This is a genomic window from Mycobacterium sp. EPa45 (assembly GCF_001021385.1).
Lineage (GTDB): Bacteria > Actinomycetota > Actinomycetes > Mycobacteriales > Mycobacteriaceae > Mycobacterium.
The window spans coordinates 4,401,531-4,423,152 of the sequence record NZ_CP011773.1; the positions used below are offsets into that span (position 1 = coordinate 4,401,531).

General features: G+C 66.3%; 19 protein-coding genes. 6 read left to right on the forward strand and 13 right to left on the reverse strand.

The annotated features are described in order from the left end of the window. Positions 1-468: 468 nt before the first annotated feature. Entirely contained in the window at positions 469-1,713 is a 1,245-nt protein-coding gene (locus tag AB431_RS21035) for a hypothetical protein (protein ID WP_047331559.1), read from the forward strand. A gap of 71 nt (positions 1,714-1,784) precedes the next feature. Then, the gene (locus AB431_RS21040; RefSeq protein ID WP_047331560.1) at positions 1,785-3,875 is read left to right on the forward strand and encodes an Ig-like domain-containing protein; all 2,091 of its coding nucleotides are present in this window, start codon (positions 1,785-1,787) and stop codon (positions 3,873-3,875) included. Positions 3,876-3,893: 18 nt separating this feature from the next. On the opposite strand, the gene AB431_RS21045 is transcribed toward AB431_RS21040, so the two are convergent. Genes AB431_RS21045 through AB431_RS21080 form a run of 8 tightly spaced genes read right to left on the reverse strand, consistent with a single transcriptional unit; the run spans position 3,894 to position 13,145 of the window. Continuing rightward, positions 3,894-4,988, reverse strand: coding sequence for a dihydrolipoamide acetyltransferase family protein (locus tag AB431_RS21045; RefSeq protein ID WP_047331561.1), 1,095 nt, complete (start codon positions 4,986-4,988; stop codon positions 3,894-3,896). Next, on the reverse strand, positions 4,985-6,010 hold the full coding sequence (locus AB431_RS21050) for an alpha-ketoacid dehydrogenase subunit beta (RefSeq protein ID WP_235435952.1): 1,026 nt from the start codon (positions 6,008-6,010) through the stop codon (positions 4,985-4,987). Before AB431_RS21050 ends, AB431_RS21045 begins: the two co-directional genes overlap by 4 nt. A gap of 23 nt (positions 6,011-6,033) precedes the next feature. After that, complete coding sequence (gene pdhA, locus AB431_RS21055; protein ID WP_047331563.1) at positions 6,034-7,095, reverse strand: pyruvate dehydrogenase (acetyl-transferring) E1 component subunit alpha; 1,062 nt, start codon at positions 7,093-7,095, stop codon at positions 6,034-6,036. Between the two features lie 59 nt (positions 7,096-7,154). Then, positions 7,155-7,973 carry a CoA ester lyase gene (locus AB431_RS21060; RefSeq protein WP_047331564.1) on the reverse strand — a complete coding sequence of 273 codons (819 nt, stop codon included), beginning with the start codon at positions 7,971-7,973 and terminating at the stop codon, positions 7,155-7,157. Then, entirely contained in the window at positions 7,973-8,461 is a 489-nt protein-coding gene (locus AB431_RS21065; protein ID WP_047331565.1) for a MaoC family dehydratase, read from the reverse strand. Before AB431_RS21065 ends, AB431_RS21060 begins: the two co-directional genes overlap by 1 nt. After that, positions 8,462-9,622 carry an acyl-CoA dehydrogenase family protein gene (locus tag AB431_RS21070; RefSeq protein WP_047331566.1) on the reverse strand — a complete coding sequence of 387 codons (1,161 nt, stop codon included), beginning with the start codon at positions 9,620-9,622 and terminating at the stop codon, positions 8,462-8,464. Continuing rightward, on the reverse strand, positions 9,622-11,598 hold the full coding sequence (locus AB431_RS21075; RefSeq protein ID WP_047331567.1) for an acetyl/propionyl/methylcrotonyl-CoA carboxylase subunit alpha: 1,977 nt from the start codon (positions 11,596-11,598) through the stop codon (positions 9,622-9,624). The genes AB431_RS21070 and AB431_RS21075 overlap by 1 nt, the downstream gene beginning before the upstream one ends. Positions 11,599-11,600: 2 nt before the next feature. Then, positions 11,601-13,145: a carboxyl transferase domain-containing protein gene (locus AB431_RS21080; protein ID WP_047331568.1), complete on the reverse strand. Its 1,545-nt coding sequence runs from the start codon at positions 13,143-13,145 to the stop codon at positions 11,601-11,603. Positions 13,146-13,243: 98 nt separating this feature from the next. Between AB431_RS21080 and AB431_RS21085 the strand changes: the two genes are divergently transcribed. Beyond that, entirely contained in the window at positions 13,244-13,879 is a 636-nt protein-coding gene (locus AB431_RS21085) for a TetR/AcrR family transcriptional regulator (RefSeq protein WP_047333661.1), read from the forward strand. Here AB431_RS21085 and AB431_RS31050 read toward each other — a convergent pair. From AB431_RS31050 to AB431_RS21095, 3 genes are all read right to left on the reverse strand, one after another. After that, positions 13,867-14,022 (reverse strand): DUF6131 family protein, encoded by a 156-nt coding sequence (locus AB431_RS31050; protein WP_096311946.1) that lies wholly within the window; start codon positions 14,020-14,022, stop codon positions 13,867-13,869. The genes AB431_RS21085 and AB431_RS31050 overlap by 13 nt on opposite strands. Positions 14,023-14,063: 41 nt before the next feature. Beyond that, positions 14,064-14,273, reverse strand: a complete 210-nt coding sequence (locus AB431_RS21090) for a hypothetical protein (RefSeq protein WP_047331569.1) — start codon at positions 14,271-14,273, stop codon at positions 14,064-14,066. A gap of 62 nt (positions 14,274-14,335) precedes the next feature. Continuing rightward, positions 14,336-16,219 (reverse strand): S9 family peptidase, encoded by a 1,884-nt coding sequence (locus AB431_RS21095; protein ID WP_047331570.1) that lies wholly within the window; start codon positions 16,217-16,219, stop codon positions 14,336-14,338. A 135-nt stretch (positions 16,220-16,354) separates the two neighbouring features. On the opposite strand from AB431_RS21095, the gene AB431_RS21100 reads away from it, so the two are divergent. Then, a complete protein-coding gene (locus AB431_RS21100; RefSeq protein WP_047331571.1) occupies positions 16,355-17,119 on the forward strand; it encodes an MmpS family transport accessory protein in 765 nt (254 codons plus the stop codon). Here the strand turns inward: AB431_RS21100 and AB431_RS21105 are convergent. Then, positions 17,116-18,429, reverse strand: coding sequence for an MFS transporter (locus AB431_RS21105; protein ID WP_047331572.1), 1,314 nt, complete (start codon positions 18,427-18,429; stop codon positions 17,116-17,118). The genes AB431_RS21100 and AB431_RS21105 overlap by 4 nt on opposite strands. A gap of 74 nt (positions 18,430-18,503) precedes the next feature. Between AB431_RS21105 and cmrA the strand changes: the two genes are divergently transcribed. Continuing rightward, positions 18,504-19,310 carry a mycolate reductase gene (cmrA, locus tag AB431_RS21110; RefSeq protein WP_047331573.1) on the forward strand — a complete coding sequence of 269 codons (807 nt, stop codon included), beginning with the start codon at positions 18,504-18,506 and terminating at the stop codon, positions 19,308-19,310. Here cmrA and AB431_RS21115 read toward each other — a convergent pair. Beyond that, positions 19,307-20,890, reverse strand: coding sequence for a helicase HerA-like domain-containing protein (locus tag AB431_RS21115; RefSeq protein WP_047331574.1), 1,584 nt, complete (start codon positions 20,888-20,890; stop codon positions 19,307-19,309). The two genes, cmrA and AB431_RS21115, sit on opposite strands and share 4 nt — an antisense overlap. A gap of 73 nt (positions 20,891-20,963) precedes the next feature. On the opposite strand from AB431_RS21115, the gene orn reads away from it, so the two are divergent. Further along, positions 20,964-21,599, forward strand: a complete 636-nt coding sequence (gene orn, locus AB431_RS21120; protein ID WP_047331575.1) for an oligoribonuclease — start codon at positions 20,964-20,966, stop codon at positions 21,597-21,599. Positions 21,600-21,622: the final 23 nt, after the last annotated feature.

The window sequence follows — 21,622 nt, forward strand, 5'->3', positions numbered from 1 at the left end:
GCAGCCTCGGACATGGAAAAGCACACGCTAAGGAAAAAGCTGGCTCGGTCAACCCTGCGCGAAAGTTGAGAATTAGCAACGATTCGCACCCGTTGTACGGGTAGGGAGGTGGCGGTGAGCCGTCGGCGTACGCCGCGCCGAGAGCTGGCCGTAGGCCAGTAGCTGATCGACAGATTCGCGAATCTAATCAGGCCCGTTGTCGAGGGTTCGTAGCGGCGCCGCTGCGCACCTGAGTCCGACGTCAGCCCGGTGCGCTGGGTCGTGTTTCGGTAGAAATTTTGTTGCAAGCGGCAACGCAACCTCGAAATCGTGCCGCGGCGGGGGCCGATATGCGGCATCATTACTGCCGTAGATTCGTCTTTTCTGGGGGGAAACGTGCAGACGAAGTCGATCACTCGGCGGGATGTTACGACGAAACAGGCTCAGTGTGAGCAGGATTCGTCAGCGCGGCCTGACGGGGAGCACGGCGTGAGCCACCCGGTGGCCGTGGACAAGCACACCAAGTTATTCGCGTGGACCGCGATCGGGTTGGTCGTCCTGGCGGGCTGTCATCTGTTCGTCACGCTCGTCCTGTATCCGACAGCGATCTACTGGATGACCTACTACGTGCCCAATTACGAGTTCGGGTTCGTGCGCCGCGGGCTCGGCGGTGCGGTCATCCGTATGCTGCCCGACACCGAATACTTCACTGCCGCTTACACGATGATGTGGGCACCGGTCGTCGTTTGGTTGGTCGCGCTCGCGGCCTTGATATGGCTGATCCTTCGCAGCGGCGAGTATTCGGCGCGAAGGGTGATGCTGGCCATGCTCCTGCCGGTGTTGCCTTTTGCATTCTCTTACGCCGTGTACACGCCGAGACCTGAGTTGTATGCGATGTCGGCCCTGGTGGTCTTGTGCATCGCGTTGACCCGACTCCAGTCTGATCGCTCAATGCTCATCGTCAGTTCGGTATACGGCGTGACGATCGCCGTCCTGGCGCTCGTGCACGAAGGGATTCCGCTCGAGGTCGCGCTGGGGGCTCTTCTGGCGATGTCGGTGCTGCCCACACAACTGGGGCCCGGGCCGCGGCGACTGTGCTCGACCGCCGCCGTGGGGCCGGGTCTCCTGGCGGTACTAGCCATCGCGGCATTCTCACGCAACGACATGGGGGCACGCCTGTGCGAGCAGATCCCCCACAGGCAGATCGACAATCCATTCCCGGCCCAATCCAACCCGGCGGACTACATGGCCTACCTGGCCGGCCGAATCGAGATCAAAGCGGACTTTCACGATTGGGTGTGCAAGTCCGGACACGCCATTCTCGGTGCCCGCGTCACCGACGGTTTCCACCTGGTCGGCTCCTTCGGCGCCGGTCCGCTGATCGCCTCGTTCCTGGTGGGAGCGCTGTACTTCGCGGTCAGCATCTGGGCGATTCAGTCGTTTTCGGGTGCCCGCATCGCGGCCCTTCTCGGAGAGTTCCAAGGCAGGTTGACCGCGCCCCTCCTCGGGCTCGCCGCCATGGTGCCGTTATTCCTCACTGCCGTCGATTGGACGCGCTGGTGGGTACTGATCACCTTCAATGTCGCCTTAGTCTACGTTCTGTACACGATCACCAGGCCAGAGATCGATCGACCCACGACGCGGCGCCACCTGCGGGTCTTCCTGTGTGTCATCGCAGTGTTGGCCGTGATCCCTACGGGCGCCGCATTGCACGTCGGCGGCCCGACCTTCTGACGCAACCGCACACCCTCGACGTCGCCGGCGATTCCGCGATGTAACGGTCGGCGTCAATTTACAGTCGATCCATGACCCAGCCCGCTTCCAGCCGTTACGTCCGGTATGTCGGCCGGGTCGGTGCGTTGGCATTCGCACTCGGTGTGGGGCTGGTGGTGGCCGACAACCCGGCAGTTGCGGTGGCCGACACCGGCACGTCATCGAACTCGACGGCGCACTCGGCGCGCCAGTCCACGGCCCGCAACCAGTCGCTCACCGCCCGTAAGCCGGCCCCGGTACAGCGGGCACGTGTGCCGGCCCGCACCAACCCGTCGGCGCCGCGCAACGCGGCCACCCTGACCGACGTTCTCGGCTACGCCCGCCGCGAAGCCGAGCAGACGACCTCGCAGCCGCCTGCGACGATCGGCAACATCTTCTTTGCGCGCACCCCCACGCTCGGGTACAACGCTGCCCAGAACGTCCAGGCCGGTGACGGCACCATCACCGGCACGCTCAACGCCGAACAGGCCAACGGATACGCCCTCACCTATACCGTGACCGCGCCGCCGCAACACGGCACCGTCGACATCCACGAGGACGGCACGTTCACCTACACCCCTGACGCGCAATTCATCACCCGAGGTGGCACCGACACCTTCGCGGTGGTCGCCGACGACCAGCCGGGCAACCAGACTCATTGGCACGGTCTGGCAACGTTTTTCGCACCCAACGGCGGAGCCACCGCGACGGCCAAGGTGACCGTCCTGGAGAACCCCGGGGTCCCCCAACCAACGTCCGTGCTGGCCACCACCGACCAGCTCAACGCCGAGCAGACCGTCACCGAGATCGTGAACTCACCGTTCGTCCGGCTGGCCAGGGAGGTGCTGAAAGTCGGTTGGTGGCTGGCCGCGCAGAAGAACTTCACCATGATCGGTGGGCCGGACGAGAAGAACATGGCCCAGCTGGACCAGGCCATCACCGAATACGCGAACCAGGCCGCGATGGAGGTTTTGCTGCTGAACTCCAACGCCCCCAAGTTCTTTCAACAAGTCGCGCCCAGTCACGACTGGTATCTGCAGAACTTCACCGGCACCCGAATCTGGTATGACAACCCCGATACCATCTACCGGTTCGTGGGGGTGAACAACGCGAGTTCATATGTGATCACCGGAAAGTTCGACGGGACCCTGCCGGCCGACACCAACTTCAGCGTCCTGACCGGCTTGAGCGGGACGACGGCCGACAACATCAACGGCAAGGACCTCGAACTCAACGCTGACGGCAGCTTCACCATCATCGCAGATTCCACACCCACGCTGCTGGGTCAGAAGAATCACCTGTACCTACCGCCCGGCACCACCCTGATCACGACACGAAACACGTTGGCGGACTGGAACGCCGAGGAACCGATGAGCCTGTCGATCCTTCGGGTCAGCGGTCCGCCGAACAGCCTGTTCAGCCAGCTCGGCGGGTTCGCGATCCCGGGGCTGGGTCCGCTGGTGACCGGCAACCCGCTGCTGACGTCGCTGGTCTCGCTCGTCCCGCCGCTGCCGGCACCGCGCCTGCTGCAGTCGGTGGAGGCGGCGGTCATCATGCTGCTGCTCGGGATCACCGGCGAGGACCAATACATGGGCGTCGCCACCAAGGACGCCACCACGGGTCAGACCAAGGCGCCCAATGTGTTCTCCGACCCCGACCACAACGCGTCGTTCCTCGCCACCCAGCTGCAGAGCGTCGGTTACTTCCAGCTGGCCGACGACGAGGCGCTGGTGCTCACCATCGACCCCGGCAAAGCCCGGTATTTCAGCGTGCCGGTGACCAACGACTGGACCATCACCAACAACTACTGGGACGAGCAGACCAGCCTCAACGTCAGCCAGTCCGAGAAGAACACGGACGGCAGCGGCACGTACACGATCGTGGTCTCCCCCACCGATCCCGCAGTGGCCAACTGGGTGTCCACCGGCGGCCTCAATCAGGGCACCATCTCCATCCGGTTCCAGGACTTCGATCCGCTGTCCACCGTCGACCCGACCGTGAGCTCACAGGTGGTGAAGATCGCCGATCTCGCCTCGGTGCTGCCGGCCAATACGGTCTACGTCACCCCCGATGGGCGAGCCGACCAGATCGCCGCGCGGCAACTGGGTTACACCAAGCGGTACACCCCGTACCCGCAGGCCTAGCGGTTTGGGCGCCGCAGCCTAGAGTTCGAGCAACGCCGTCTGGGGCGACTCGATCAGGCCGCGAAGATCGGTCAGGAACGCCGCGGCCTGGGCCCCGTCGGCGATGCGATGGTCGAACGCACATGTCAGCGTCATCGTCGGCCGGGCCACCACCGCGCCGTCGACCACCACGGCCCGAGGCTTCAGCGAGCCCATCCCCAGGATCGCGGCCTCCGGATAATTGATCACCGGCACGCCTTCGTCGAGACCCAGCGCACCGAAGTTCGACACGGTGAAGGTAGAGCCGCTCAACTGCGTGGGCGCCAGTGTGCCTGCCCTGGCTCGGGCAACGACGTCGATGACCACCTCGGCCAGGCGTCGGGTGGAGCATCCCCGGGTGTCTACGACCGGTACCACCAGGCCGCGATCAGTGGCCACCGCAACACCGAGGCGGACGTCGGAATGCAACGAGATCTCCGGTCCGGCTTCGGCTTCCACCCACGTGGCATTGAGCATCGGATGCCGGCCCAGCGCGATGACCAACAACCGCAGTGTCAGCACGAAGGGTGTCACGCCCAGCTGGTCGCGCAACCGCAGCAGTGCAGTGCCGTCCACCTCGACGCTGGCGTGGGCGTCGGGAATCCTGCTGCGCGACAACGACATATGGGTGGCCATACGGGCATGGACGCCGCGTACCGGGATGTTCTGCGACGTAGTCCCGGCAGCTTCCAGCACGTCCTCGTGGGTGATCACTCCGCCGGTTCCCGACCCGGGCTGCAGGCCGTTCAGGTCCACCGCGAGGTCGGCGGCAAGCTTTCGCGTCTTGGGCGCCGCGCGCGCCCGGCGACTTCGGTCCATGCCGTCGTCGATTCCATAGCCGACCAGAACCGGTGCGCGGTCCTCGGTTTCGATACGGACCAACAGTGTTCCCACCGCCAGGGTTTCGCCCTCGGCACCGCCGAGCTCGGCGATCCGCCCGCTGTAGGGACTGGGGATCTCGACCTCGGCCTTATTGGTCTCGACCGTGCACAGGGTCTGGTTGAGTTCGACGACATCACCCACCGCGACGGCCCAGCTGGTGATCGTCGCGTCCGCGAGACCCTCCCCGAGGTCCGGCACCAGGAAGTCGCTCATGGCCGTCGCATCGCTTTCTCGACGCAGTCGAGCAACCGGTCGACACCCGGCAACCAGAGCTTCTCCAGCCGCGCCGGCGGGTACGGGGTGTCGAAACCGGTGGCGCGCAGCACCGGTGACTCGAGGTCGTAGAACAGTTCCTCGGAGATCCGCGCGGCGAGTTCCGCCCCGAAACCCAGCGTGCGCGGCCCCTCGTGCATCACCACCGCCCGACCCGTCTTGCGAACCGACGCGGCCACGGTGTCGAAGTCCAGCGGACTCAACGAGCGCAGGTCGACGACTTCGACACTGCAGCTGGCGATCTCGGCGGCGTTCAATGCGGTGCCGACCAAGCCGCCGTAGGTGAGCACCGTGACGTCGTCGCCGGGCCGGCGGATCGTGGCCCTCCCGATGGGTGGTCCGGGCACGGCGAGGTCGACGGCCTCGCGCCCCCAGTACCGCCGCTTGGGTTCCAGATAGATGACGGGGTCGCGGGCGGCGATGGCATGCCGTAACAGCCAGTAGGCGTCCGACGGTGTCGACGGCACAACGACTTTCAGTCCCGCTGTGTGCACCCAATAGGATTCGGTGGACTCCGAGTGGTGCTCGACTGCGCCGATCCCGCCAAACGACGGAATCCGAACCGTGACAGGCATGTCGACCTGGCCGCGAGTGCGGTTCCGGTATTTGGCGAGGTGGCTCACCACCTGATCGAACGCCGGGTAGGAGAATCCGTCGAACTGGATCTCGGGGACGGGCACGAACCCACGAATCGCCAGGCCGACGGCCATGCCGATGATCGCCGACTCGGCCAGCGGAGTGTCGAAACAACGCTGTGAGCCGAAGGTTTCGGCCAATCCCTCGGTAATGCGGAAGACACCACCCAGTGCGGCGACGTCTTCGCCGAACACCAGCACTCGGTCGTCGCCGGCCATTGCATCGTGCAACGCCCGGTTGATCGCCTGCGCCATGGTGAGGGTGGTGACGGCAGGCAACTCGGTCAGGATCGGGCCGTCGGGCTCTGGTGTGCCGTCACCGCGCATCGGCGGGCGTTCGATGATCTGGGTCATCGCATCCCTCCCGCCAACTCGGTGCGCAATTGTTCTCGCTGGGCGGACAATTCGGGGGTGATCTCGGCGTAGACGTGATCGAACAGCTCGCCGGCATCGAGATCCGGGGCGTCGACCACCGCGTCGCGAAGTTCGGCTCGGAGTCGGGCCGACCGGGCCTGCACCCGCTTCTCGATCCGGTCCGTGAGCACGCCGCTCTGCTGCAGGTAGATGCGGTACCGGGCGATCGGATCCCGCGCCGACCATTCGGCGATGTCCTCGGGGGTTCGGTACCGGGTGGCGTCGTCGGAGGTGGTGTGCGGTTCCATCCGGTAGGTGACGGCCTCGATGAGGGTGGGTCCCTCCCCTGCCCGCGCCCGTTCGGCGGCCTCACTCATCACCGCGTAGCAGGCCAGGATGTCGTTGCCATCCACCCGGATTCCGGGCATGCCGTACCCGGCCGCACGGTGTGCGAGGGTGGACACGGCATATTGGCGGCTCGCCGGAACCGAGATGGCCCACTGGTTGTTCTGGATGTAGAACACAGACGGCGCCTTCTCGACGGCAGCCAGATTCATTGCCTCGTGGGTGTCGCCCTCGCTGGTGGCGCCGTCGCCGAGAAATGCCACCGTCAGTGAATCCTCGCCCAGCCGTTGGGCAGCCATCGCCGCGCCCACGGCGTGCACGGTGTGGGTGGCGATCGGAATGGCGATGGGTGCGCAGCACCTGCTGGTGAAGTCCAGGCCGCCGTGCCAGGCACCGCGCCACAGCGCCGCCACGTTCGCGGGCGCGATCCCGCGGACCAGGAAGACACCGAGTTCGCGGAATTGCGGGAACAGCCAGTCGGTCTTGCGCAGGCATGCCGCCGCGCCGATCTGCGCGGCCTCCTGGCCCCGGCAGGAGGCGTAGAGGGCCAGCTCACCCTGGCGTTGCAGATTGACGAACTCGACGTCGAGATCCCGGGTGACAACCAGGTTCTCGTAAAGCCAGACCAGGGTCTCCGGCGGGAGATCACGACGATATCGGCTTTCGGCCGTCGTCGTTCCGTCGGGCCCGATGAGTTGAACCGGCTGATCCATAACCGCCTCCTCTGCCGGTGCAGAGGCGGTCGGAGCAAACCTGTTGTAGCAGGCTCCAGCTAGTGACCGGGGTCGGGCGCTAGCTGGACTATGCGCTCTGCTCGCCGTAGCACCGGGGCATCTACCATTATGCCCTCGAATTGGAAGACACCGCGTTCATTGCGGGCCGCCTCAAGCACGTGTCGCGCCCAACCTACCTGCTCAGCGCCAGGAAGGTAGCCCTCCCTGATCACTGCTATCTGGCTAGGATGGATCGCCACTTTGGCGTCGAAACCGACGGCCACGGCGTCATCCACTTCGGCCCGCAGCCCGTCGAGATTCTTGATGTCCAGGAACACCGAATCCAGTGCGAGCCGGCCATATGCCTTGGCCGCCAGCAAGCTCTGCGACCGCACGTGCTTGGCGACTTCGCGGTACGAGCCGTCGGGATACCGGTTGGCGGTACCACCGAGGACGGCGAACAGGTCCTCGGCGCCCCACATGACGGCGAACGCGTTGTCTGGCCGACTCGACTCGACGACATTGAGCGCCCCCAACGGGGTCTCGATCAGGACCACAACATCCAGCGGCGCCAGCGCGGTCACCTGCTGCGCCGACTCGGTCTTGGCCAGCATCACCGTGGTGTACGGCGTGCGGGCCAGCGCCTCGAGATCGAGCGGATGATCGGGCGTGGTCGACGGATTCACCCGTACCACGGTGCGGCCGGGATCGAGCTGTGTCGCCACCAGCGCCTCGCGTGCGGCCTCCCGATCCTTGGCCGCCACCCCGTCCTCCAAATCGAGGATGACGACATCGGCTGCGGCAGCGGCTTTTCCGAAGCGCTCAGGACGGTCGGCGGGGCAGAACAGCCAGGCCGGTCCCGGATTGTCCAGTGCCATCAGGTGGGCTTCTTCCGGACCATGGTCTTGCGCGACGCCGTCGCGACGACGTCACCGTGCTGGTTGCGCGCGGTGTGCGCGAACGTGACGATGCCCTCGCCGGGGCGGCTCTTGGACTCCCGCTTGTCCGTGACGACGGTCTCGGCGTACATCGTGTCACCGTGGAAAAGCGGCTTGGGGAAAGCGATGTCGGAGAAACCGAGATTGCCGACGATCGTGCCCTGGGTCAGCTGCGTCACCGACAGTCCCACGAGGGTGGACAGCGTGAACATGGAATTCACCAGCCGCTGGTTGAACGGTGGCAGCGCGTCGGAGAAGGCCGCATCGAGGTGCAGCGCCTGGGTGTTCATCGTCAGCGTGGTGAACAAGACGTTGTCCGCCTCGGTGATGGTGCGACCCGGGGCGTGCACGTAACGCACTCCGAGTTCGAATTCCTCGTACCACAGGCCGCGCTGGACGACGACCTTCTCCCCGGACGACTCGCTCACCTACAGTCCCATCTGCCGGGCGATGACCATCAGCTGCACTTCGGTTGTCCCTTCGCCGATCTCGAGGATCTTGCTGTCCCGGAAGTGCCGGGCGACGGTGTATTCGTTCATGAAACCGTAGCCGCCGTGGATCTGGGTGGCGTCACGGGCGTTGTCCATCGCGGCCTCGCTGGCGACCAGCTTGGCGATGGCCGCCTCCTTCTTGAACGGCTTGCCGGCCAGCATCAGCGCCGCCGCGTCGTAGTAGGCGGTGCGGGCCGCGTGTGCGCGAGCCTCCATGCGGGCGATCTTGAACTCGATGGCTTGGAACTTCCCGATCGGCTGGCCGAAGGCCGCACGCTCGGCGGCGTACTTCACGCTTTCATCGACACAGCCCTGCGCTGCGCCGACCGACAGTGCGGCGATCGCGATCCGGCCCTCATCGAGGATTCGCAGGAAGTTTGCGTACCCACGGCCGCGCTCACCGAGCAGGTTCTCCTCCGGTACGCGAACATCGTCGAAACTCAGTGGGTGAGTATCCGACGCATTCCACCCGACCTTGTCGTAGGCCGGCTCGGCGGTGAAGCCGGGCGTGGGCACCGGCACCAGGATCGAGGAGATCTCCCGGTTGTCACCATCGCCTCCGGTCACGGCCGTGACGGTCACCAGCCGGGTGATATCAGTACCGGAGTTGGTGATGAACTGCTTGGAGCCGTTGATCACCCAGTGGCCGTCGTCCAGGCGTGCGGTGGTCTTGGTGGCGCCCGCGTCGGTGCCGCCACCGGCCTCGGTGAGGCCGAAGGCTCCCAGAGCCTGCCCACTGGTCAGCTGCGGCAGCCATTCCCGCTTCTGCGCGTCGTTGCCGAATCGGTAGACCGGCATCGCGCCCAGCGAGACCCCGGCTTCCAGTGTGATCGCGACGCTCTGGTCGACCTTCCCGAGTTCCTCCAGTGCCAGGCACAGGGCGAAGTAGTCACCGCCCATGCCGCCGTACTCCTCGGGAAACGGCAGACCGAACAGGCCCATCTCGGCCATGCCCGCCACGACCTCGTACGGGAAGGTGTGCGCTGCATCGTGTTCGGCGGCCACCGGGGCGACGACGGTACGCGCGAAGTCGCGCACCGTCTTGGCGAGCTGCGCGTATTCGTCGGGAAGTGTTCCCGTGGACAGGTAGTCAGTCATCACTGTGCTTTCTGTTCTTTCGCTGCGACCTTGGCCAGCAGCTGCCCCACTTTGACCTGATCGCCCACGGCGACGAGCAATTCGACGACCCCGTCGACCGGCGCTGTGAGTGAGTGTTCCATTTTCATCGCCTCGACGGCGACCACCACGGTTCCCGCAATGACCTCGTCACCGTCGGAAACGCCGACCGCCACAACCGAACCGGGCATCGGACTGACGAGTTCGGCATCGCCACTGTGCTCGTCGTCCGGGCGCACCGGTGCTTCACGCATTTCCTCCAGCACTACCGAGCGGCCGTCACCGGCCAGCCAGATCTGGTGATCACCGGCGGCCACGGTGAACACGCTGCGGACACCGTCGATCGTGACAGCAATCTCGTCGCCGTCCAACTGTGCTGACAGTGAATGACTTTCGCCGTCCTCGATGCGCGCGGACGCACCGGCCGGAGTTCCGGTGATGTGGACGTGGTCGGTCCGCTCACCGGCGCGCAGCCGGATGCTGGTCGGTGCGGGTGCCCCGACTCGCCAGCCCGACGGCACATCCCACAGGTCCGCTGACGCTGCCGGCCAGCGTTGTAGCCAGCGGTAGGCCGCCGCGGCGAGGAACGTGTCGTCACCGGCCGGCTCGGGAACGAACGGCGTCCGGTCGATGAGGCCGGTGTCGAGCCGGCCCGCCGCCACGTCGTCGTCGGCCAGCAGAAAACGCAGAAACTCGATGTTGGTGCCCACACCGAGGACCGCGGTCTGCGACAGTGCCCGGTCCAGGGTGCGCAGCGCAGCGGCACGGTCGGGACCGTAAGCGATCACTTTCGACAGCATCGGGTCGTAGTCGCTGCCGATCGTCATTCCCGGTGCCAGGCCCGAATCCACCCGGACTGCTTCGCCGGACGGTTCGAGAAGTCCGAGTACCGACCCACCCGTCGGCAGGAACCCCGCACCGGGGTCCTCGGCGTACACGCGAGCTTCGATGGCGTGCCCGGTCAGCGTGATGTCGTCGGAGGTGAACGGCAGCTTCTCCCCGGCTGCGACCCGCACCTGCCACTCGACGAGGTCATAACCGGTGACCAATTCGGTGACGGGATGCTCGACCTGCAGTCGGGTGTTCATCTCCATGAAGAAGAATTCGTCAGGCTTGTCCGCGGACACGATGAACTCGACGGTGCCCGCGCCGACATAGTCGACGCTGCGGGCGGTGTCGCAGGCCGCCGCTCCGATCCTGGCCCGGGTCTGCGGATCCAGCAGCGGTGACGGCGCCTCCTCGATCACCTTCTGGTGACGGCGCTGCAGACTGCACTCTCGCTCGCCGAAATGCGCGACATTGCCGAAGCCGTCGGCAAGCACCTGAACCTCGATGTGCCTGGGCCGCAGCACAAACCGCTCGAGGAACAGCGTGTCGTCGCCGAAGGCCGCACCGGATTCGCGTCGGGCGGCGGCCAGCGCGGCAGGTAGGTCGGTCGGGTCGTCTACTCGACGCATACCCTTGCCGCCGCCGCCTGCGGAGGGCTTGACCAGGATCGGGAAGCCGATGTCGCCGGCGGCCTCGATGAGTTCGGCGTCGGTGAGTCCCGGACGGGCGATACCGGGTACCACCGGGACGCCGAACTTCGAGACCGTCGCCTTGGCCGCGATCTTGTCGCCCATGGTGCGGATCGCGGCCGACGGCGGCCCGATGAACGCCAGGCCCGCCTGTTCCAGTGCTGCGGCGAATTCGGAGTTCTCCGAGAGGAATCCGTATCCGGGGTGGACGGCCTGGGCGCCGGTACGCAGCGCGGCGCCGACGACGGCCTGGATGTCGAGGTAGCTCTGCCGGGCCGGCGGCGGCCCGATGCGGACGGCGACGTCAGCCTCGGTGACATGACGCGCACCCGCATCGGCGTCGCTGTAGACGGCGACCGAACGAATGCCCATCGCCCTGCATGTGCGAATGACCCGCACGGCGATCTCGCCGCGGTTGGCGACCAGCACAGTGTTGAACATCGTCACATCCTGAAGACGCCGTAGGAAACGGCCTCTACGGGAGCGTTGGCGGTCACCGAGAGTGCCAGTCCCAGAACAGTTCTGGTATCGGCAGGATCGATGACTCCGTCGTCCCACAGCCGTGCGGTCGAGTAGTACGGGTTGCCCTGATGTTCGTACTGCGCGCGGATCGGCGCCTTGAAGGCGTCTTCTTCCTCGGGCGTCATCTCCCCGCGCACTGTGGCCAGCACCGAGGCCGCCTGTTCGCCGCCCATCACCGAAATCCGGGCATTGGGCCACATCCACAGGAATCGCGGCGAGTAGGCTCGCCCGCACATCGAGTAGTTGCCCGCCCCGTAAGATCCGCCGATCACAACCGTCAGCTTGGGCACCCGGGCGCAGGCCACCGCGGTCACCATCTTGGCGCCGTGCTTGGCGATGCCGCCGGCCTCATAGTCGCGACCGACCATGAAACCGGTGATGTTCTGCAGGAACAGCAGCGGCACCATCCGCTTGTCGCATAGTTCGATGAAATGCGCTCCCTTGAGCGCGGATTCGCCGAACAGCACGCCGTTGTTGGCGACGATGCCGACCGGATGGCCGTGGATGTGCGCAAAGCCGGTGACCAGAGTGGTGCCGTATTCGGCTTTGAATTCACTGAATTCGCCGCCGTCGACGATGCGAGTGATGACCTCGTGAACGTCGTAGGGCACCCGTGCGTCGACCGGGACGACGTCGTAGAGCTCCTGCTGGTCGGCGATCGGTTCAACGCATGCGCGCACGTCCCACGGCCGCGGCTCGCGCGGGCCGAGGGTGGCGACGATGCGGCGCACGATGCGCAGGGCGTCACGGTCGTCGTGGGCCAAATGGTCGGTCACGCCCGAGGTCTTGGAGTGCAGGTCGCCGCCGCCGAGCTCCTCGGCCGTCACCACCTCGCCGGTGGCGGCCTTCACCAGCGGCGGGCCGCCCAGGAAGATGGTGCCCTGGTTGCGGACGATCACCGCCTCGTCGCTCATCGCCGGAACGTACGCGCCGCCGGCGGTGCACGAGCCGAGCACCGCGGCGATCTGCGGGATGCCGGCCGCGCTCATGGTGGCCTGGTTGAAGAAGATCCGTCCGAAGTGGTCGCGGTCGGGAAACACCTCGTCCTGGCGGGGCAGGAACGCGCCGCCGGAGTCGACCAGGTAGATGCAGGGCAGGCGGTTTTGCAGCGCGATCTCCTGCGCCCGCAGATGCTTTTTGACCGTCACCGGATAGTAGGTGCCGCCTTTGACTGTCGCGTCGTTGGCGACGACCATGCACTCCCGCCCGGAGACCCGCCCGATGCCGGTGATGATCCCGGCCGCCGGGCACTCGTCGTCGTACATGCCGTCGGCGGCCAGCGGAGCAATCTCGAGCAGCGCGCTGCCGGGATCCAGCAGCCCGTCCACCCGGTCGCGTGGCAGCAATTTGCCGCGCGCGACATGCCGTTCCCGGGCACGTTCGGGCCCGCCGAGCGCCGCGGTGGCCAGCTTGCCGCGCAACTGCTCGACAAGCTGCAGATGCGCTTCACGGTGGGGCGATGCCATCGTCGATGTCCCGTCGCAAATTGAGTTAATGACGACTAACTGATGTAACGTTAGTGAAGATTAACCGAAACGTCCAGAGCCGTTGCAGGAGGGTCTCCATCGACACGCCCACCCGTCGAAGCAGGCAGAAGTCGGATCGCCGGTCTGCCCTGCTGATGGCCGCGGAACGGTTGATGGCAGAGAAAGGCTTCCAGGCCGTCCGCATCGAGGACATCGGCGCCGCGGCCGGAGTCAGCGGCCCAGCGGTGTACCGGCACTTCCCCAACAAGGAAGCCCTGCTGGTCGAACTTCTGGTCGGCATCAGCACGCGACTTCTGGCCGGGGCCCGCGAGGTCGTCGCCGGCGCGGGTGAGCCGGCCGCGGCGCTGACCGGGCTCATCGAATTCCACCTCGACTTCGCCCTGGGCGAGTCCGACCTGATCCGCATCCAGGATCGCGATCTTGCCCACCTGCCGACCTCGGCGCAGCGTCAGGTCCGGCGAGCGCAGCGCAGCTACGTCGAGGTGTGGGTGGAGGTACTGCGCCAACTGAACCCCGAGATCGCGGAAGCGGACGCCCGGTTGATGGCGCACGCGGTGTTCGGTCTGCTCAACTCGACCCCACACAGCATGAAGCCCCTGGCGGCAAGGGGAGCCGACCAGGGGCGTTCACGCGACGTGCTACGGGCGATGACGGTGGCGGCGTTGTCCTCCGCCGACCATCACACCCGCGGGCGCGTCGGTCAATACCAGTAGCGTCTGCCGCCGACCGGGCGGCCGACTGCGCCGAGCAGCCACAGCACCGCGCCGATCACCAGCAGGATGATTCCGATGGTCCACAGGATCTGGACCTTCAGAACGAACCCCAGGATGAGCAAAATTGCTCCGAGTACGATCATTGTTTCCTCCAGATACTTACTTGCTGAACACTTTTCGCCAATTACTGACTGGGTTGCGGAAGATTGCAGCTCGCAACCTTCGGATTGACCCCGGCGTAATTGAGCGGTCCCGCCACCACTGTCAGGGCGATGGACCCCGCAGTAGCACAGTTGGTTTGACTGTTGGAGAAGTAACCGCGCTGCCAGGTGGCGAAGACTCCGATCAGCAGCCACACGATCACGATCACACCTATGATTCCGCGGCCTCGCATGGTTGGCCTCCTTGAACATCCGCAGGACTTGGCGGACAAGGGTTTACCCGCCCGAAAGTTTTTTAAACATCCGGATTTTCACTGCGCTCGAACGCCATGGCCAGCCAATCTGCGACCGCCCGGGCCAATGCCGCATGGTTTTCCCGCTTGACGATTTCGTGACCGTCGTCAGCAAAGAGCAGATAACGCACGGTACGGCCGCGGGCGCGCAACGCCTCGACCATTTGCTCGGATTCACTGACCGGAACATTGGTGTCGGTTCCGCCGTGTACGAGCAGCAGCGGCGCGGTCAGCTTGTCCACCCGCTGCAGCGGTGAGAGCGCCTCCAGCAGATCCCGATCGGCGATGGGATGTCCGTATTCCGCATAGGAAGCCGCCGCAATCCACGGCTCGGTGTTGCGGTAAAAGGTACCCAGATCACTCATCCCGCAGATGCTGACGCCCGCGACGAACAGATCGGGATGGAAGGCCAGCGCAGCCATCGTCAAATAGCCACCGTAAGACCAACCCGCACAGGCGATCCGATCTGGATTCGCCAGCCCCTGCTCGGCAAGGTAATGCGCGCAGTCGGCGACGTCGTCGATGGCTGCGAACCGCTTGTCCTTGTCATCGGCGTGAACGAATTCCCGCCCCTGCCCACCCGAACCGCGCACATTGGGCGTGAACACCGCGATGCCCTCGTCGAGCAACCCCGGGAAGATCTCGCTGTGCGACGGGCGCGCTTGGCCTTCCGGGCCGCCGTGCAGGTAGATCATCATGCCGGTCTGCTCGACACCGGGCGGGGGGCAATAGAGCCAGCCGGTCAGCGAACGACCGTCGCGGGCAGTCACGAAGTGCAATCGCGGCCGCTCCGAGACCGGACCGACGCTGGGCTTGCGATCGATTCGTTCCCATTCCCGCGACCTCGGGTCGACCAGTTCGACGGTACGCGGCAGGTCGGCTCCCTGCAGTGTCATCGCAACCATCGACCCGCCCGCGCTGATCGATAGTTCACCGGCCACCAGGTTGGACAGCGGGATCGGCTCGCTCAGCGTGTTGTCCATGTACTCGAGGATCTGTAATTCGCTGCAGCCGTTGATGTTCCACAACAGCGCGACGGTCGACAAGTCGTCAGAGACCGCGAACTCGTCGAGGTCGTAGCCTTGCCGCTCGGCGACCACGTGGTAAGCCACCCCGTCCGGGGTGACGGTCACTTCGAGCAGGCGGCTGTTGTCCGACCCGTTGTCGCTGCGAATCAGCGCGCGCACATAGCCGTCGGCGAAGTCGGGCCCATAGGTATAGGCCGGGTGGTACAGCGTGGTGTGCTCGCCGTCGGCACCCGAGCGCAGCCGTCGCGGATGGTGATCGTCGAGGATCACGCCCATATCCGTGGATGAGCCGGGATCCGAGGGCAGCAAAGCGATTTCGGTCGGGCCGGTGAGCATGATCAGCTCTCGGTAGCCGCGCGGGCCGACCCGGATCAGTGCCGAACCGGCCCACGCGTCGACGAGTCGGCCGCCGGAGCGGCGGTCCAACACCGTCACGTTGCCGTCCGCCGGGTCGATCAGGCTCGACTGGCCGACCCCGTCCTCACCGGTGAGGATCGCGCACACCCGGGTGCCGTCCCAGGCGATGAGCTCGGCGGTGCCGGCCATACCGTCGGAGCCCATGCCGTCGATGCGGCGGGCCATCCGGTCGTCGGGGTCGGTGGTGACGACCCAGATCTGGCTTCGGGTGCTGCCCTCGGGGGCGACCTGGCACGCCAGCCAGTGCCCGTCGGCGGAGTGGATGACCCTGGTGACCGCGCCTTCTACCGGAAGTTCGACGTCACGCGACGAGCTTGCCCGCCAGCCCCGAAGGAACCGCTGGACGGCACGCGGGTATCCGCCGTCGTCGACGATATGGGCGAATGCCGTCGCGTCTGGCGACAGCGATGCGCCGTACGTCGCACGCACGTCGGGCTCCACGCGACCTCACTTTCTTTGGTTTCTATTACTGGAGTAACACGTTCCACACTGCTTGCCGGTGGTAAACACGTTGCTGAGCAACAGGCAAGAGCCGGGAGCTGCCACTCGCAGGTAGCCTGCAAGCATGAGGTGGGAATGAACGATCCGCGTCGACCAGAGTGGTCTGACCCGACGCAGTCGGCCGGCAACGGCTATCCGCCGAGCACCGATCCTGCCTACGCCGGTCAGTATTACGGACCCGGCTACGGGACCCCCGGCTACGGTCAGACCGGCGTCCCACCGACGACGCAGCCCACCGAGCAGCTGCCCCCCTACTGGTACCAGGGCGGCGGCCCTCCGGGCAACGAGCCGCCCGAGCCGCCTCCCGGGCCGCCCAAGTCGCCCAAGTGGCTGTGGATCGCCGCGGCCGTCGCGGTCCTGCTGGTGGTCGGACTGGTGATCGCCCTGGTGATCGTGACCAGCTCGGCCCGCGAGTCGACCGTGGTGGCACCGCTCCCACCGCTGTCGTCCGAGACGGCGACCACACCGCGGGCCACCACCGTGGCGCCGTCGACGACGCGGCCCACGCTGCCGACCACCAGCAGCGTGCCGGGTACTGCGGCGCCGCCGCCCACCGAAACCACCAGCCCGACCGGCACTGACACCGTCGTCTACACCGTCTCCGGTGACGGCCGCGCGATCAACATCACCTACGTCGACACCGGCGGCATCATGCAGACCGAGTTCAACGTGATGCTGCCGTGGAGTAAAGAAGTGAGCCTGTCCTCGCCGGCGCGGGCCTCGGCCAGCGTCGCGGTGGTCAACGTGGGCCGCGACGTGACGTGCAGCGTGTCGGTGAACGGCTCGTCGGTGCGCGAGCGCACCGGGCGGGGCCTGACGATCTGCACCGGAGCCGGCTAGACCGTTCGGTGGTTGGGCACCTTCACCAGGAGCATGCCCAGCAGACCGACCGTCAGCACCACACACAAGCCGCCCAGACCGGCGCGGTCGGCGTGGAACGCGTCGACGAACATGAAGAACAGCCACGGCGCGAGGAACGACGCGGCCCGGCCGGTCGTCGTGTAGAGCCCGAAGGCGACGGCCTCCTTGCCGTCGCTGACCATCCGCAACAGAACCGTGCGGGCTGACGTCGTCACCGGCCCGACGCAGAGCGCCAGCAGCAGCCCGCAGATCCAGAACACGATCGGGCCGGACAGCGACAGCAGGGTCAGGCCGACGGCAATCATCAGCGTCAGTGAGGCGACGATCACCGGCTTGCCACCGATCCGGTCGTCGACGGGACCGGCGAGGACCGCGCCCAGGGCGGCCATGCTGCTGGCGATGACTCCGAAGATCAGGACGTTGGCCTGCGAGATTCCGTAGACGCCGACGCCGAGCACCGCGCCGAAGGCGAAGACACCGGCGATGCCGTCGCGGAAGATCGCGCTGACGATCAGGTAGTAGACGAGGTTGCGGTCGCGCCGCCACTCGGCGCGTAGATCGTTCCACAGCTGGCGATAACCGCTGGCCTGCGCGACGGGTGCGGGTTCCAGCTCGATCGGGGCGAGGGTGTGGGCGGTGATCAGCAGCGGCAGCGCGAGGACGACGAACCAGGCAGCGGCCATGAGCATCGCCGCCCGCACGTTCTGACCGTCGTCGATCGGGACTCCGAACAGTCCACGCTCGGGGCCGTTGCCGGCGATGAAGCAGGTGTAGATCACGATCAGCAGTGCGACGCTGCCGAAGTATCCGGCGGCTGCGCCGACGCCGGAGATTCGGCCGGAATTCTGCGGGGTGGTGAGCTGCCGCAGCATCGCGTTGTACGGCACACTGGCCAGGTCGCCGCATGCCGCGGTGAAGGCCAGCAGCACCAGGCCCATCGCGAAGTAGGCCGGTTCGGCCCGGATGAGGCTCATCGCGGCCGTCGACACCACCGCGAGACCGGACAGGATGGTCAGGGCAGCGCGGCGCCGCTGCGGCGCTTGAACCAATACGCCGGTGAGCGGCGCGAGAACCGCGACGGTCAGGCCGGCGATGGCCAGCGCCCGACCCAGCCAGCTGGCCGGCGAAGTACCGCCGGGTAGACCGTGGCCGACCGTGCTGGTGAGGTACACCGCGAAAACGAATGTCGCGACAATGGCGTTCATGCCGGTGGAGCCGCAGTCCCACAATGCCCATGCCACAACTTTCGACCGACCGGCGGTCTGGGCAACCGACGGCGGCCTGCTCATGCGGGCAACCCTATCCACTCCCCGAGTCGCTGGCGCTCCTGCCCGCCGGAACTCACTCCCCCTACGATTGCCGCATGCCAGTTCCCGCACCCTCCCCCGACAGCCGAGCCGTCGTCACCGGTGCCTCCCAGGGCATCGGTGAGGCGCTGGCCACCGAACTCGCCGCCCGTGGCCACCACCTGCTCATCACCGCACGCCGCGGCGACGTGCTGGCCGGGCTGGCCGCGCGCCTGACCGAGCGCTACCGCGTCAACGTCGAGGTGCGCGCGGTGGATCTCGCCGACCCGGACGCCCGGATGGCGTTCGCCGACGAGCTCGCCGGGCGCGAGATCTCGATCCTGTGCGCCAATGCGGGGACGGCCACGTTCGGACCGGTGTCGAAGCTGGACCCGGCGGCCGAGCGCGCGCAGGTTCAGCTCAACGTGCTCGGTGTGCACGATCTCGTACTGGCGGTCCTGCCGCGGATGGTCGCCCGCAGGGCCGGCGGCATCCTGATCTCGGGCTCGGCCGCCGGCAACTCGCCTATCCCGAACAACGCCACCTATGCCGCGACCAAGGCATTCGTCAACACGTTCAGCGAGTCACTGCGCGGCGAACTGAAAAGCTCCGGCGTGCACGTGACGGTGTTGGCGCCCGGCCCGGTGCGCACCGAGTTGCCCGATGAGGCGGAGCAGTCACTGGTGGAGCGACTGATCCCCGACTTCCTGTGGATCAACACCGAGTACACGGCGCGGATCTCGCTGGATGGGTTGGAGCACAACAAGATGCGGGTGGTACCAGGGCTGACGTCGAAGGCGATGTCGGTCGCGTCGGGGTACGCACCGCGCTCGATCGTCACGCCGATCGTCGGGGCGGTCTACAAGAAGCTGGGTGGCGACTAGCGCCTGCGGCGGCGACCCGTCCCGAAGATGCTGCGGGTGATCTCGCGGCCGATCACCGTGCCGGCCGAGCGCATCGCACTCTTGAACGCCGGGCTGTTCATCACCTGATCCAGCACACCCGGCTCGGCCCTGTCCGGTGGCGGCATCGGCGGCAGGTCGATCCCGGTGGGCAGCAGCGGTGGCAGATCGACGGGCTCGGATTCCTTCTCCGGCGGCGGCGCGAGTTTCGCCGCGAGCATCTCGTAGGCAGACTGGCGGTCGACGGTTTGGCCGTACTTGCCGAACAGCGAACTGGATTGCGCCGCAGCCTTGATGGCGTCGGGCCCGATGGTGTCCATCAGTGACTGCGGAGGGCGCAGCCTGGTCCACGCCACCGGCGTCGGCGCCCCACGTTCGGAGAGCACCGTGACAATGGCCTCGCCGATGCCCAGCGATGTCAAATCCGTTTCCAGATCGTAGAACTGAGTCTTGGGATAGGTGCGTACCGTCTTCGACAGCGCCTTCTGATCGTCAGGAGTGAAGGCCCGCAGCGCGTGCTGGATGCGCGCACCCAGTTGCGAGAGAACATCATTGGGCACATCGGTGGGCAACTGGGTGCAGAAGAAGACGCCGACGCCCTTGGAGCGGATCAGCTTGACCGTCTGCTCGACCTGCTGCAGGAATGCCTTGGAGGCATCGTTGAAGAGCAGGTGGGCCTCGTCGAAGAAGAACACGAGTTTGGGCTTGTCGACGTCACCGACCTCCGGCAGGTAGGTGAACAGGTCGGCCAGCACCCACATCAGGAACGTCGAGAACATCACCGGCCGGGCCGCCTGGTCGCCGAGCTCGAGCAGCGTGATCACGCCGCGGCCCTGCGCGTCGACACGCAGCAGGTCGGCAGGGTCGATCTCCGGCTCGCCGAAAAAGGTGTCACCCCCCTCGGCTTCGAGGTTGACCAGGGCGCGCAGGATGACACCCGCAGTCTGGGCAGACACCCCGCCAATGGTCTTCAGCGTCTCTTTGCCCTCGTCACTGGTCAGATAAGTGATGACCGAGCGCAGGTCCTTGAGATCCAGTAGTGGAAGTCCCTGCTGGTCGGCCCAGTGGAAGATCAGCCCGAGTGTCGACTCCTGAGTAGCGTTGAGCCCCAACACCTTTGACAAAAGAATCGGGCCGAATGCAGAGATGGTTGCGCGCACCGGGACGCCGATGCCACCGGTGCCCAGCGAGAGGAACTCGACGGGGAAAGGGGCGCCGGTCCAGCCGTCGTCGCCGGTGTCCTTGGCGCGCTGCAGGGTTCGATCGCTGGACTCACCCGGTCGCGCCAATCCGGAGAGGTCGCCTTTGACGTCGGCCATCATCACCGGCACGCCGGCGCCAGACAGCTGCTCGGCGAGCACCTGCAGCGTCTTGGTCTTGCCGGTGCCGGTCGCACCCGCGACGAGTCCGTGCCGGTTCATCATGGCCAGCGGGATGCGGACCTGTGCTGCCGGATCGGCCGCGCCACCGATGACCACCGAGCCGAGGTCGAGGGTCGCCCCGGCGGTCGCGTACCCGGCGGCGATCTGCTGGGCAGGGGTCGCTGTCGATTCGCTGGTCATCGGCCGCCTCCGTCGTCGCTCGGGTGATGGCCATACGACACTACTTGCCGCCGGGGGCTTAGGGTTGAGCGCTGTGCGTGAAGAATTGGTGTGGATCGACTGCGAGATGACCGGGCTCGACCTGCGGACCGACAAGCTCATCGAGATCGCCGCCCTGGTGACCGATGCCGAGCTGAACGTCCTCGGTGAGGGCATCGACGTTGTGATTCACGCCGACGACGAGGCGCTCGACGGCATGATCGAGGTGGTTGCCCAGATGCACAGCCGGTCCGGACTCACCGAGGAGGTCCGCGCGTCGGTCATCGACGTGCCGGCCGCCGAGGAAATCGTCATGGACTACATCCGCTCCCACGTGACGCAGGCCAAGACCGCGCCCCTGGCCGGCAATTCGATCGCCACGGACCGCGGCTTCATCGCCCGGGACATGCCGACGCTGGACAACTACCTGCACTACCGCATGATCGACGTCAGCTCGATCAAGGAGCTGTGCCGGCGCTGGTATCCGCGGATCTACTACGGGCAGCCGGAAAAGGGCCTCGCCCACCGCGCACTGGCCGACATTCGGGAATCGATCCGCGAGCTGAAGTACTACCGTCGCACCGCGTTCGTGCCTCAGCCGGGGCCGTCTACCAGCGAAATCGCTGCCGCCGCGGGCGAGATCGACGGGCCGGACGAAACAGATTCGGCTGTAGTGCCCGACAACAGCTAGTATCGACGACGCTGCTTCCGCCT